The organism is Mycobacterium sp. 1245805.9, from assembly GCF_001672915.1.
Taxonomy (GTDB): Bacteria; Actinomycetota; Actinomycetes; order Mycobacteriales; family Mycobacteriaceae; genus Mycobacterium.
In genome coordinates this window covers 137,444-150,678 of record NZ_LZKR01000029.1, presented here as the reverse complement: position 1 = coordinate 150,678, position 13,235 = coordinate 137,444, and the positions used below count along the sequence as shown (strand labels likewise).

The window sequence follows — 13,235 nt, the reverse complement described above, 5'->3', positions numbered from 1 at the left end:
CCGGTGACGATGTTCGCGCGCGCCGACATCGCGGGCGTGAAATACAGCACCAGCCCCAGCCCGACTCCGCCGACGGCGTGATCACCGAACCCCTCGCGACCGGGCAGCAAGGCGAGGCCGCGCCCGAAGAGCAGGCGGAATTCGAGGGCCCGCGCCGGCGGGCCCGCCGCGTACGGGCCGAGCGCCGCGCCGCGCAGGCGCGCGCCCGGGCCATCGAGGAGGCCCGCCGCGAGGCCAAGCGCCAGGCCAGCGGGCGCATCGTCAACCAGCCGAAACCCGCGACCCGCGGCGTCGTCCGGGGCCTCAAGATGCTGCTCATCAGCGTGGTGGTGGCCGTCGTCGGCGTCGGGCTGGGGCTGGTGCTGTATTTCACGCCCGCGATGTCGGCGCGCGAGATCGTCGTCACCGGAACCGGCACGGTGACCCGCGAGGAGGTGCTGGACGCGGCCCGGGTGCGGCCCGGCACGCCGCTGCTGCAGATCAACACCAACCAGGTCGCCGAGCGGGTGGCCGCGATCCGGCGGGTGGCCAGCGCGCGCGTCCAGCGGCAGTACCCGTCGGCCCTGCGCATCACGATCGTCGAGCGGGTGCCGTTGGTGGTGAAGGACTTTCCGGACGGCCCGCACCTGTTCGACCGCGACGGCGTCGACTTCGCGACCGCCCCGCCGCCCCCGGCGCTGCCCTACATCGACGTCGCCGACCCCGGGCCCAGCGACCCGGCGACCAAGGCCGCGCTGCAGGTGCTGATCGCGCTGCGCCCGGAGGTCTCCGGCCAGGTGGCCCGGATCGCGGCGCCCTCGGTCGCCTCGATCACGCTGACGCTGGGCGACGGGCGGGTCGTGATCTGGGGGACCACCGACCGCACCGAGGAGAAGGCCGAGAAGCTGGCCGCGCTGCTGACCCAGCCCGGGCGGACCTACGACGTGTCCAGCCCCGATCTGCCGACGGTCAAGTAGGTCCCGGGCCCCGAATGTGCGGCCTGCCGCACGCTCGGCGCCCAGCGTGCGGCCAGCCGCACGCTCGGTGAGACAAAAAATTTGCGTGCCGCGCGTCGGCGCGCCTGCGGGATTAGCGCCCGCCGGACCCATACCGTTCTGTTTGCGCGGAACTACTTGACATAACTCTAACTCTATGGTTGAGGTTGAGGGTTTGCCAAGCGGACACACCGAGTCCCACCAGGGAGGAAGAAGTAATGATGACCCCCCCGCACAACTACCTGGCCGTCATCAAGGTTGTGGGTATCGGTGGCGGCGGCGTCAACGCCGTCAACCGGATGATCGAGCAGGGCCTCAAGGGCGTGGAGTTCATCGCCATCAACACCGACGCGCAGGCGCTGTTGATGAGCGACGCCGACGTCAAGCTCGACGTCGGGCGCGACTCCACCCGCGGGCTGGGCGCCGGGGCCGACCCGGAGGTCGGGCGCCGGGCCGCCGAGGACGCCAAGGACGAGATCGAAGAGCTGCTGCGCGGGGCCGACATGGTGTTCGTCACCGCCGGCGAGGGCGGCGGGACCGGCACCGGCGGGGCGCCCGTCGTGGCCAGCATCGCCCGCAAGCTGGGCGCGCTGACCGTCGGCGTGGTCACCCGGCCGTTCTCGTTCGAGGGCAAGCGGCGCGGCAATCAGGCCGAAAGCGGCATCGCCGCGCTGCGGGAGAGCTGTGACACGCTGATCGTGATCCCCAACGACCGGCTGCTGCAGATGGGCGACGCCGCGGTATCACTGATGGACGCGTTCCGCAGCGCCGACGAGGTGCTGCTCAACGGCGTGCAGGGCATCACCGACCTGATCACCACGCCCGGCCTGATCAACGTCGACTTCGCCGACGTCAAGGGCATCATGTCCGGCGCGGGCACCGCGTTGATGGGGATCGGCTCGGCGCGCGGCGAGGGCCGCTCGCTCAAGGCCGCCGAGATCGCGATCAACTCGCCGCTGCTGGAGGCGTCGATGGAGGGCGCCCAGGGCGTGCTGATGTCGATCGCCGGCGGCAGCGACCTGGGCCTGTTCGAGATCAACGAGGCCGCCTCGCTGGTGCAGGACGCTGCCCACCAGGACGCCAACATCATCTTCGGCACCGTCATCGACGACTCGCTGGGCGACGAGGTGCGCGTCACCGTCATCGCCGCGGGCTTCGAGGCCAGCGGGCCGGGCCGCAAGCCGGTCATCGGGGGCAGCGCCGCGGAGAAGTCCGGCGCGCACCGGATCGAGTCGGCGAAGGCCGGCAAGCTGACCTCGACGCTGTTCGAACCCGTCGACGCGGTGAGCGTGCCCGTGCACACCAATGGCGCGACGTTGAGTATTGGCGGCGACGACGACGACGTCGACGTGCCGCCGTTCATGCGCCGCTGACGTCGTGCGCGTGACACGGGAACGGCCCGGCCGTCCGGATACTGGTCACGTGAGCGTTCGCATCCGAAGGGTGACCACCACCCGCGCGGGCGGTGCCTCGGCGCCGCCGTTCGACACCTTCAACCTGGGTGACCACGTCGGTGACGACCCGGCGGCGGTGGCCGCCAACCGATCCCGGCTGGCCGCAGCTCTCGGACTCGGCGCCGACCGGATCGTGTGGATGAACCAGGTGCACGGCGATCGGGTCGAGGTGGTCGACGGGCCGCGGGACACCGCGGTCGACACGACCGACGCGTTGGTAACCGGCACACCGGGATTGGCGCTGGCGGTGGTGACGGCGGACTGCGTCCCGGTGCTGCTGGCCGACGCGCGCGCCGGCGTGGTCGCCGCCGTGCACGCCGGGCGCGTCGGCGCGCAGCGCGGGGTGGTGGCCCGCGCGGTGGAGGCGATGCTCGGGCTCGGCGCGCAGGCCGGCGACATCTCGGCGCTCCTCGGACCGGCGGTCAGTGGCCGGAACTACGAGGTGCCCGCCGCGATGGCCGACGAGGTCGAGGCGGCGCTGCCCGGCAGCCGCACCACCACCTCGTCGGGCACACCCGGGCTGGATCTTCGGGCCGGAATCGCTTGCCAGCTAAGGGATTTGGGCGTCACGGCGATCGACGTCGACCCTCGCTGCACGGTGGCCGACCCGACGCTGTTCAGTCATCGCCGGGACGCGCCGACGGGTCGGCTGGCGTCGCTGGTCTGGATGGAGTGACCGCAATGGCGGTGGGCATGCCCGACGGGGGAGACCGCGAAACGGAATTGACACTCGCATTGGCGGGGGTGCGTTCTCGACTTGCGGCGGCCGCGGAAGCGGCGGGCCGCAATGTCAGCGAAATTGAACTTCTCCCCATTACCAAATTCTTTCCAGCAACCGATGTAGCGATTTTGTCTCGATTGGGTTGTCGGTGTGTTGGCGAATCTCGCGACCAGGAAGCCGCGGCGAAGGTCGCCGAAGTCGCGCGGTTGGCCGCTAGTTCGGCGCTTGCGGACTTACCGAATATGCACTGGCACATGGTCGGCCGCATTCAGCGCAATAAGGCGCGCTCGCTGGCCAACTGGGCGCACACCGCCCACTCGGTCGACAGCACGCGGCTGGTGACCGCGCTCGATCGGGCGGTGTCGACCGCCCGGTCGGAGGGGCGCCGGTCGGAGCCGCTGCGCGTCTACGTCGAGGTCAGCCTGGACGGCGACGTGTCCCGCGGCGGCGTCGACATCACCGGGTCCGGCGCCGTCGATCAGGTCTGCGCTCAGGTCGCGGACTCCAAGAGCCTGAAACTGCTCGGCCTGATGGGCATCCCGCCGCTGGACTGGGACCCCGAGCGGGCCTTCGACCTGCTGCGATCGGAGCATCGCCGGGTGCTCGAATCGCACCCGGACGCGGTGGGCCTGTCCGCCGGCATGTCCAGCGACTTCGAAATCGCCGTCAAACATGGTTCGACATGTGTGCGTGTCGGTACCGCGCTATTGGGTCCGCGGCGGCTACCGTCACCGTAATTAGTCACTGTAGTCACACCTTCATCACAGACACCAATAATCCCAGGGGCTAGAAGGGTTAAGCGATGAGCACACTGCACAAAGTCAAGGCCTACTTCGGTATGGCTCCGATGGAGGACTACGACGACGAGTACTACGACGACCGGGCGCCCTCCCGCGGATTCCCCCGCCCGCGCTTCGACGACGGGTACGGCCGCTATGACGGGCGCGACTACGAGGATCTCCGGGACCCGCGCGGCGAGCCCGCCGACTACCCGCCGAGCTACCGCGGCGGCTACCCGGAGGAGCGGGGCTACAGCCCGCGCGAGTTCGACCGTCCCGAGATGAGCCGCCCCCGCCTGGGGTCGTGGCTGCGGAACTCGACGCGCGGCGCGTTGGCGATGGACCCGCGCCGGATGGCGATGCTGTTCGAAGAAGGCAGCCCGCTGTCGAAGATCACCACGTTGCGGCCCAAGGACTACAGCGAGGCGCGCACCATCGGTGAGCGGTTCCGCGACGGCACCCCGGTCATCATGGACCTGGTGTCGATGGACAACGCCGACGCGAAGCGCCTCGTCGACTTCGCCGCCGGCCTGGCCTTCGCGCTGCGCGGCTCGTTCGACAAGGTCGCGACCAAGGTGTTCCTGCTGTCGCCCGCCGACGTCGACGTGTCACCCGAGGAGCGTCGGAGGATCGCCGAAACCGGTTTTTACGCTTACCAATAGGTGCTCCCGGCCTGCCGCCTAGCAGGTCAGTGCCCGTGTGGTGTGTGCCCGCACCGCTGACTCGGTACGCTGGCGGCTGATATTCGGGTCATCTCATCGGTAAGGTCGGGGCTCCAGTTGGTGCTGTTCTTTCAGATCCTTGGGTTCGCGCTGTTCATCTTCTGGCTGCTGCTGATCGCCCGGGTCGTCGTCGAGTTCATCCGTTCGTTCAGCCGTGACTGGCATCCCACCGGCATCACGGTGGTGGTTCTCGAGATCATCATGTCGATCACCGACCCGCCGGTGAAACTGCTGCGGCGGCTGATCCCGCAGCTCACCATCGGGGCGGTCCGCTTCGACCTGTCGATCATGGTGCTGCTGCTGGTCGCGTTCATCGGCATGCAACTGGCGTTCGGCGCCGCGGCGGGAGCCGCGCCCTGACGAAGCGGGAGACGGTTCGGCCACGTTTTAGCGTCGGTTCGGCGGCCGCGATTTAAAAACTTTAAGGGTTTGGATTTTATTGGTCTTAGTGTTTGAAATTGGTTCTTAATTATTGGGCTAATCGGCTACCGCCGGGTCTGGTGTGACAGGATGGACGGCAGTTGCACGACGGCAACCACTCCGTTCTACACTTTCCAGATCGTTTGACAGGAACTCGAGGGGACGAACAATGCCGCTTACACCAGCCGACGTCCACAATGTGGCGTTCAGTAAGCCGCCGATCGGCAAGCGCGGTTACAACGAAGACGAGGTCGACGCCTTCCTCGACCTGGTGGAAAACGAGCTGACGCGGCTCATCGAGGAGAACTCCGATCTGCGTCAACGCATCGAGGAGCTGGACCGCGAGCTGGCCGCCGGCGGCGGTGGTGGCGCCGCCCAGCCCACCCAGGCGATCCCTACCTACGAGCCCGAACCCGAGCCGGTCAAGCCGGCGCCCGTCGTAGCGCCCCCGCCGCCCGCGGCCCCCGCGGCGTCGGCGGGAACCAACGAGGAGCAGGCCCTCAAGGCCGCCCGGGTGCTGAGCCTGGCCCAGGACACCGCCGACCGGCTCACCAGCACCGCCAAGGCCGAATCGGACAAGATGCTGGCCGACGCGCGCGCCAACGCCGACCAGATCCTCAGCGAGGCCAAGCACACCGCCGAGACCACCGTCGCCGAGGCCCGGCAGCGTGCCGACGCGATGCTGGCCGACGCCCAGAGCCGCTCGGAGACCCAGCTGCGGCAGGCCCAGGAGAAGGCCGACGCCCTGCAGGCCGACGCCGAACGCAAGCACTCCGAAATCATGGGAACCATCAACCAGCAGCGCACCGTGCTGGAGGGCCGCCTCGAGCAGTTGCGCACGTTCGAGCGCGAATACCGCACCCGCCTGAAGACCTACCTCGAGTCTCAGCTCGAGGAACTCGGCCAGCGTGGGTCGGCGGCACCTGTCGACTCCAGCGCCGATGCCGGCGGGTTCGATCAGTTCAATCGGGGTAATAACTAGCCTGGCAGCCGTGCCGGGTCCTCGCCAAGCCGCGGGCGGCGCACTAACCTGCACTAGACCTGGCAGTCCCGCTCGTCGCCTGGAGGATGGCCGATGCTGATCATTGCGCTGGTACTCGCCCTGATCGGGCTCGTCGCGTTGGTGTTCGCCGTCGTCACCAGCAACGAGTTGGTCGCCTGGGTGTGCATCGGCGCCAGCGTCCTGGGCGTGGTGCTGCTGATCATCGACGCGCTGCGGGAACGGCAGCGGCGCGACGCGGGGGGCGAGCAACCGGTGGAGGCCGACGAGGACGAGGACTCGCCGGTCGATTACCCCGAGGAGGTCCCGGAGGAGGGCGAGCAACCCGCCGCTTCCGAGGACACCACCGTCGGCGAGTCGTCGCAGGGGCTCGAAACCAGCGACGAGTCGGCGGTACCGGGCGACGACCGCGCCAAGTAACCCTCAGCCGGTCGGCGTATTCAGCAGCTCGCGGACCTCATCGTCACTGACCTGGTGGAAGTCGGCGTAGACCTGTCCGACGGCTTCGAATCCGGGCGGCATGGTCGCGCACACCACGTCGTCGGCCTCCTGCCCGATCTCGCGGCACGTCGACGAGGGACCGACCGGGACCGCAACGACGATCGACCGCGGTCCCGCGGCCCGGAGGGCCCGGACGGCGACCAGCATGCTGGCCCCCGTGGCGATGCCGTCGTCGACCAGGATCACGGTCTTGCCCCGCGGGTCGGCGATGGGGCGCCCGCCCCGGTACGCCTGCTCGCGCCGGTGCAGTTCGGCGGTCTCGCTGGCGACCACCTCGCGGACCTGTTCGTCGGTGATGTGCAGGCTGGACACCACGTTGTCGTTCATCACCACCCCACCGCCGCTGGCCAGCGCGCCCATCGCGAGCTCCGACCAGCGCGGCACCCCGAGCTTGCGGACCAGGAACACGTCGAGCGGGGCGTGCAGTGCCGCGGCGATTTCCCACGCGACCGGGACGCCGCCGCGGGCCAGACCGAAGACCAGCAGATCGTCCCTGCCGCGGTAGGAAGCCAGCTGCTCGGCGAGCACGCGTCCGGCCTCGCGACGGTCGCGGAAAGTGCGGATCGCCGTTCGCCGAAGAAAGCCGCTCGGTGGGTTCATGGGTCGCATTCGGAGGCTAGTGGCCTTTACCTAGCCTACGTGCGGCGTCGGGGTTCGCGAAGAAGGTCATGGGGCCGGATTCTCGCGGTGAGTTTCATCACTCAGATAGCCTTGTGCGCGAGGGGAATTGGCGGCGACACGAGAGGAACGGCGAAATGAGTCGGCGCACATACACGGCCTACAGTATTGCCTGCGCGATGGTGTGGGCCGTCATCTTGATCGGGGTTTCGGCGGTAGCGGGCGCCGACACCCGGCGCACGTTCCTGCTGGTTGGCTTCGGATGGGGTATCGGCTGGCTGTCGGCGACGATCGCCAGGTCCGTCTACCCGCCGCCGAAGCGGCATATTGGCCCGTAAAACCCGCGTGTGATCGCGGCTTCGCCGCTCAACACACTCCATCGGCTCCAGTCGTCGAACCCATGTGTGATCGCGGCTTCGCCGCTCAACACACTCCATCGGCTCGGAAATGAACGCGAGCGTTCATTTCGCTCGCCTCAGTCGCGTGTCCGAGGGGGGACTTGAACCCCCACGCCCATTAGTAGGGCACTAGCACCTCAAGCTAGCGCGTCTGCCATTCCGCCACTCGGACCAGACCAACGAGAGTTGGCAGCTAAGGCTATCGGATCGGCCCGTGCGGACCCAAGTTAGCTCGCCGGGCGCCGGGGGTTCCGGGCCGAGCCCGGCGGCGCCGGCAGTGGTAGGAAAGGTGGTTGTGACCGATCACACCGAGCCGCCGTCCAATCGCTTCGATGACGTGGTCGAGGTCGTCAGCAAGCTGATCCGGTTCGACACCACCAACACCGGCGAACCCGAGACCACACGGGGCGAGGCCGAGTGCGCGCAATGGGTCGCCGAGCAGCTCCAAGAGGTCGGCTACCTCCCGCAATACATCGAGTCCGGCGCACCCGGCCGGGGCAACGTGGTCGCCCGCCTGAAGGGCGCGGACAGCTCGCGCGGCGCGCTGCTGATCCACGGGCATCTCGACGTGGTCCCGGCCGAGCCCGCCGATTGGACCGTGCACCCGTTCTCGGGCGCGATCCGCGACGGTTTCGTCTGGGGCCGCGGCGCGGTCGACATGAAGGACATGGTCGGCATGATGCTCGTGGTCGCCCGGCGGTTGAAGCGGGACCGCATCGTGCCGCCGCGCGATCTGGTGTTCGCGTTCGTCGCCGACGAGGAGCACGGCGGTCACTACGGGGCGCAATGGTTGGTCGATCACCGGCCGGAGCTGTTCGAAGGCGTCACCGAGGCGATTGGCGAAGTGGGCGGGTTTTCCCTGACCGTGCCGCGCCGCGACGGGGGAGAGCGCCGGCTCTACCTGATCGAGACGGCCGAGAAGGCGATGTGCTGGATGCGGCTGAGCGCCCAGGGCCCGGCCGGACACGGGTCGATGGTGCACGACCAGAACGCCGTCACGGCCGTCGCCGAGGCGGTCGCCCGGCTGGGCAGGCACCAGTTCCCGCTCGTGGTGACCGACACGGTCCAGCAGTTCCTGGCCGCCGTCAGCGAGGAGACCGGACTCACCTTCGACATCGATTCGGGTGACCTGGCGGGGACGATCGACAAGCTCGGCCCGATGGCCCGCATGCTCAAGGCCGTCCTGCACGACACCGCCAACCCGACGATGCTCAAGGCCGGATACAAGGCCAACGTCATCCCGGCAACGGCGGAGGCGGTGGTGGACTGCCGCATCCTGCCGGGCCGCAAGGCGGCGTTCGAGGCCGAGGTGGACCAGCTGCTCGGCCCCAACGTGACTCGCGAATGGATCAGGGACCACCCGTCGTACGAGACCAGCTTCGACGGCGAACTGGTCGACGCCATGAACGCCGCCGTGCTGTCGGTCGACCCGGACGGCCGGACGGTGCCCTACATGCTGTCCGGTGGGACCGACGCGAAAGCCTTCGCGCGCTTGGGGATTCGTTGTTTCGGCTTCAGCCCGCTGCGGCTGCCGCCGGATCTGGATTTCGCCGCGTTGTTCCACGGCGTCGACGAACGGGTACCCATCGAGGCGCTGAGGTTCGGCACCGAGGTGCTGGAACACTTCCTGACGCACTGCTAGCAGACAACCAAACGAGAGGATCGCCGATGAGCCTGCCAGCCGACCCATACGACGCGCTGCCCAAACTGCCGTCGTTCAGCCTGAATTCGAACTCGATCACCAACGGGCAGCCGCTGGCCACCCCGCAGGTCAGCGGGATCATGGGCGCCGGCGGGGAGGACGTCAGCCCGCAGCTGAGCTGGTCGGGGTTCCCCGAGGAGACCCGCAGCTTCGCGGTCACCGTCTACGACCCGGACGCCCCGACGCTGTCCGGCTTCTGGCACTGGGCGGTGGCCAACCTGCCCGCGAACGTCACCGAGCTGCCCGACAATGCCGGCGACGGCAGCGATTTGCCCGGCGGCGCACTGACTTTGGTGAACGACGCCGGCATGCGCCGGTACGTCGGGGCCGCGCCGCCTCCGGGCCACGGCCCGCACCGCTACTACGTCGCGGTGCACGCCGTGGATGTCGAGAAGCTCGACCTGCCCGAAGACGCCAGCCCGGCGTTCCTGGGGTTCAACCTGTTCCAGCACGCGATCGCGCGCGCCTACCTATACGGCACCTACGAACAGCATTAGCTCTCTGGCCTTGTCGGTGGGCAGCCGTACTTTCCGGGCATGCATTCAATCGATGACCGGATCGTTTTGGCTTTGGACCACATCGAGGCGGAGTTGCGTCGTTGCTCGGAGTTGGCCCTCGACGGATTGACCGCTCGCGAACTCCTGACGTTGATAGCACGCTATGAGTCCCTGCGGTCGAAGGTGGCGACCGTGCGTTACAAGCTGACCAACCCGTTCACCGGGAACGCGGGCTTGGGGCGGGGCGGTTAGCAGGCACACCTCGTACGCGGTTCTTGTCGGTGGGCCGGCGTATTGTTTCGAACATGAGTTCGAGTACGCGTGAGGAGATCGTCGCGGATTTCGACGCGTTGCGTGCCGTGGTGTCGCGCATCGTGGGGCATTCCTATGACGCGCTGACGACCCCCGAGCGGCTGGCGCTGTTGGAGCGCCTCGAGCAGGAGGCGCGGCGGTTGCCGGTGCCCGGGCATGCGCTGATCAATCAGCTCGCGGCGCAGGCCACGCCGGCGGAGTTGGGCGGCAGGCTGTCTCACGCGCTGGCCGAGCGGCTGCGCATCACCCGCGGGGAGGCCAGCCGGCGGGTGGCCGAGGCCGCCGACTTGGGACCACGCCAGGCGCTGACGGGGGAGCCGTTGGCGCCGCGGTTGGCGGCCACCGCGGCCGGCCAGCGGGCGGGGCTGGCCGGCGCCGGTCACGTGCGGGTGATTCGGCGATTCCTCGAGGAGTTGCCTTGCTGGGTGGACGCCGAAACGCGCGAACGGGCCGAGGCCGATCTGGCCAAGCTGGCCGCCCAGTATCGCCCCGAACAGGTGGGTGAGTGGGCAGACGTGCTCGCCCATTACCTCAATCCCGACGGCAGCTACACCGAGGAGGACCGCGCCCGCCGGCGTGGGGTGAGCCTGGGCAAACAAGGCATCGACGGCATGTCACCGCTGCGCGGCTGGCTGACGCCCGAGGCGCGCGCCACCGTGGAGGCGGTGTTGGCCAAGACGGCCGCCCCGGGTATGTGCAATCCCGAGGACGACACTCCCGTCGTCGACGATCCACCCGATGAGATGGCCCAGCGCCGCGATACCCGCACCGCGGCGCAGCGCAATCACGACGGGCTCAACGCCGCGCTACGCGCGCTTTTGGCGTCGGGAAAGCTGGGCCAGCACAACGGGTTACCGGCGTCGATCATCGTGACCACCACGCTGAAGGACCTCGAGGCCGCCGCCGGCAAGGGCCTGACCGGCGGGGGCACCATCTTGCCGATGTCGGACGTGATCCGCCTCGCCCGCCACGCACACCAGTATTTGGCGATCTTCGACAAAGGCCACCCTTTGGCGCTGTACCACACGAAAAGGCTGGCCTCGCCCGGCCAGCGAATCGTCTTGTACGCCAAGGATCGTGGCTGCACCCGCCCGGGTTGCGATGTGCGCGGGTACTGGTGTGAGGTCCACCATGTCGAGGACTGGGCCACCACCCACTGCACCGACATCGACACACTGACCCTGGCCTGCGGATCGGATCATCCGCTGGTCAAACCCGGCGGCTGGACCACCCGAAAACGCAAAGACGGCACCACCGAATGGATCCCACCACCGCATCTCGACAACGGCCAACCCAGAACCAACACCTTCCACCACCCCGAAGAACTCTGGTCAGACGAAGAAGACGAAGAAGACGAAGGCGACGAAGACGGGGCAGCCTAACCTAGCCGACCTTTGACGCCGCCGTGACGTTCGATGGCTCGCCTACGATGCGATCGCCTCGGCGATCTGACGTGGCATGAAGTTCACCAATTCGGGGATCAGGCCGCCGAATTCCGTGCCGCCGAGGGTGATCGTGACGAGTTGGGGCGGCTGCAGGGGTGTCCCCGTTTCGACTTCCAGCGTCGCCGAGATCTGTTGGGGCGGTGCGAGAATGCCCGCGAAGGGCATGTGCACCACGATCGGTGTGTTGGCGGCGACGATGGTGGTGGCCGGGAGCGGCCCGATGGCGCCGATGGTGATCGTCTCGGTCACCGGGATCGTGAGGTCGATGACGACCTGGCCGTTGAGGAAGCCGTTCAGGGTGTAGGCGGGCAGGTCGACGAGCGCGCCGATCGCCGCTACTCCGTTTCCGCTCTGAAGTGCCGCCCCGAACACCGTGGCGCCCGTTGCGAACCCGTCAAGGGCGGCGATCGGCGGGCCGATGATCGCGAAGCCCAACGGAAGGGTGGTCGTGTTGATCGCACTGACGAAGTGCTGCGCCATCTGTTGGGGGATCGAGCCCGGCGGGAGCAGGCGGACGAGCGACTGTTCCTGCGCGGCCGCAATGGACTGCAGGGGGATGAGGTCTCCCGCCGGGCCCTGCACCGTATAGGAAGGCGCGCTCAGGAGCATCGGGTTGGTGGGGTCGACCCCGATGGCGTTGATGTCGATTCCGCTAAGGAACAGGTCCAGGAATGCGCGCGGGACGGCCTGGACCGCGCCGTGGTAGTCGCCCGTCATGACCGAATTGCCGGCCATGTTCAGGTCGTTTTCGAAGACCGGGAAGGTCTTTTGCAGGTCCGCAACGACCTTCTGCAGTCCCGCGTCGATCGCGGCGTTGTAGCTGTTCTGCTCGTTGATGAACCCCTGCATCGCCGGCACGAATGTCGAGGTGCCCTGGATACTGATTTGGATGTTCGCCGGAACGTTGGCCAGCGTGGTGGGGAAGTTCTGCAGCTGGCTTGACACGACAGACCCGACCATCTGCGCGTAACCATTCTGGTTGCTGATGACCTGGCGCAGTGCCGGGAACGGGTCGGACATCCAGTCGTTGCCGATGGTTTGCAGGTTGGCGCTGGTGTTGGCGAAAAGCATCTGCCACGGGCCGCCGGCCTGGGACGCGGTCGTCCCGGCCGCAAACAACGATGGCAGCAGCCTGACCTGGATCCCGTCCCACTGAGCGGTCAAGAAGGAACCGATTTGCTGGCCGGCGCCGCTGAAGACCGATCCCAGCGGGTTCCCGCCGAGCAGCCCGCCCAGGACCCCGCCGCCTCCGCCACCACCGCCGAGGATCGGGCCCAGGCCGCCGAGGATCGGATCCGTGGCCGCGGCGGGCGCGCCGATCGCGTTGGCCGCGTTGGCGATCTCGGTGCCGAGGTAAGCCGCCGCCCCGTCGTTCAACAGATTCGAGAATTCGTTGTTAAACGTCGCCGCCTGGGCGATCAGAGCCTGAAATCGCTGACCGTACAAGCCGAATAGTCGCGAGATCGCGGCCGACACGTCGTCGGCGCCCGCGGCGACGACGCTAGTGGTGGAGCCCGCAGCGGCCGACGTGGCCTCGCCGAGGGTGGTGCCGATCTTCGCCAAACTCGCGGCCGCCGCTGACACCATTTCCGGCGTGGCGACTAGAAAGGACATACCTTCCCCCTCGACTTACGCTGCCTCCGCATATGCGGCCATGTTCGCAAATGCAGGGCCCACACGCACCCGAAATGC

General features: G+C 68.2%; 14 protein-coding genes, 1 tRNA gene and 1 pseudogene. 13 read left to right on the top strand and 3 right to left on the bottom strand.

The window, feature by feature from the left end:
• Positions 1-41 precede the first annotated feature (41 nt).
• The 8 genes from ftsQ to A9X00_RS05040 all read left to right on the top strand — a co-directional run bounded on the left by ftsQ (position 42) and on the right by A9X00_RS05040 (position 6,490).
• A complete protein-coding gene (gene ftsQ, locus A9X00_RS05075; protein WP_067149904.1) occupies positions 42-956 on the top strand; it encodes a cell division protein FtsQ in 915 nt (304 codons plus the stop codon).
• 239 nt (positions 957-1,195) lie between these two features.
• On the top strand, positions 1,196-2,347 hold the full coding sequence (gene ftsZ / locus A9X00_RS05070) for a cell division protein FtsZ (protein ID WP_067149955.1): 1,152 nt from the start codon (positions 1,196-1,198) through the stop codon (positions 2,345-2,347).
• A gap of 49 nt (positions 2,348-2,396) precedes the next feature.
• A complete protein-coding gene (gene pgeF, locus A9X00_RS05065) occupies positions 2,397-3,104 on the top strand; it encodes a peptidoglycan editing factor PgeF (protein WP_067149901.1) in 708 nt (235 codons plus the stop codon).
• A 5-nt stretch (positions 3,105-3,109) separates the two neighbouring features.
• On the top strand, positions 3,110-3,886 hold the full coding sequence (locus tag A9X00_RS05060; RefSeq protein ID WP_067149898.1) for a YggS family pyridoxal phosphate-dependent enzyme: 777 nt from the start codon (positions 3,110-3,112) through the stop codon (positions 3,884-3,886).
• 65 nt (positions 3,887-3,951) lie between these two features.
• The gene (gene sepF, locus A9X00_RS05055) at positions 3,952-4,590 is read left to right on the top strand and encodes a cell division protein SepF (protein WP_067149895.1); all 639 of its coding nucleotides are present in this window, start codon (positions 3,952-3,954) and stop codon (positions 4,588-4,590) included.
• A gap of 117 nt (positions 4,591-4,707) precedes the next feature.
• Positions 4,708-5,010 (top strand): YggT family protein, encoded by a 303-nt coding sequence (locus A9X00_RS05050; protein ID WP_067149893.1) that lies wholly within the window; start codon positions 4,708-4,710, stop codon positions 5,008-5,010.
• Between the two features lie 229 nt (positions 5,011-5,239).
• The gene (locus A9X00_RS05045; RefSeq protein WP_067149887.1) at positions 5,240-6,052 is read left to right on the top strand and encodes a DivIVA domain-containing protein; all 813 of its coding nucleotides are present in this window, start codon (positions 5,240-5,242) and stop codon (positions 6,050-6,052) included.
• Between the two features lie 93 nt (positions 6,053-6,145).
• Positions 6,146-6,490: a phage holin family protein gene (locus A9X00_RS05040; protein ID WP_067149884.1), complete on the top strand. Its 345-nt coding sequence runs from the start codon at positions 6,146-6,148 to the stop codon at positions 6,488-6,490.
• Between the two features lie 3 nt (positions 6,491-6,493).
• Here A9X00_RS05040 and A9X00_RS05035 read toward each other — a convergent pair.
• Positions 6,494-7,180, bottom strand: a pseudogene (locus A9X00_RS05035) (phosphoribosyltransferase); the annotation flags it as partial.
• Positions 7,181-7,326: 146 nt separating this feature from the next.
• On the opposite strand from A9X00_RS05035, the gene A9X00_RS30530 reads away from it, so the two are divergent.
• The gene (locus tag A9X00_RS30530) at positions 7,327-7,527 is read left to right on the top strand and encodes a hypothetical protein (protein ID WP_067149878.1); all 201 of its coding nucleotides are present in this window, start codon (positions 7,327-7,329) and stop codon (positions 7,525-7,527) included.
• A gap of 146 nt (positions 7,528-7,673) precedes the next feature.
• Here the strand turns inward: A9X00_RS30530 and A9X00_RS05025 are convergent.
• Positions 7,674-7,759: transfer RNA gene (locus A9X00_RS05025), tRNA-Leu, on the bottom strand.
• A 123-nt stretch (positions 7,760-7,882) separates the two neighbouring features.
• Between A9X00_RS05025 and A9X00_RS05020 the strand changes: the two genes are divergently transcribed.
• The 4 genes from A9X00_RS05020 to A9X00_RS05005 are packed head-to-tail and all read left to right on the top strand — an operon-like array spanning position 7,883 to position 11,480.
• A complete protein-coding gene (locus A9X00_RS05020) occupies positions 7,883-9,229 on the top strand; it encodes a M20/M25/M40 family metallo-hydrolase (protein WP_156771925.1) in 1,347 nt (448 codons plus the stop codon).
• 26 nt (positions 9,230-9,255) lie between these two features.
• Positions 9,256-9,786 carry a YbhB/YbcL family Raf kinase inhibitor-like protein gene (locus tag A9X00_RS05015; protein WP_067149872.1) on the top strand — a complete coding sequence of 177 codons (531 nt, stop codon included), beginning with the start codon at positions 9,256-9,258 and terminating at the stop codon, positions 9,784-9,786.
• 39 nt (positions 9,787-9,825) lie between these two features.
• Positions 9,826-10,038 (top strand): hypothetical protein, encoded by a 213-nt coding sequence (locus A9X00_RS05010; protein ID WP_067149870.1) that lies wholly within the window; start codon positions 9,826-9,828, stop codon positions 10,036-10,038.
• Positions 10,039-10,091: 53 nt separating this feature from the next.
• Positions 10,092-11,480, top strand: a complete 1,389-nt coding sequence (locus A9X00_RS05005; protein WP_067149867.1) for an HNH endonuclease signature motif containing protein — start codon at positions 10,092-10,094, stop codon at positions 11,478-11,480.
• 42 nt (positions 11,481-11,522) lie between these two features.
• On the opposite strand, the gene A9X00_RS05000 is transcribed toward A9X00_RS05005, so the two are convergent.
• Positions 11,523-13,157 carry a PE domain-containing protein gene (locus A9X00_RS05000; protein WP_067149863.1) on the bottom strand — a complete coding sequence of 545 codons (1,635 nt, stop codon included), beginning with the start codon at positions 13,155-13,157 and terminating at the stop codon, positions 11,523-11,525.
• Positions 13,158-13,235 lie beyond the last annotated feature (78 nt).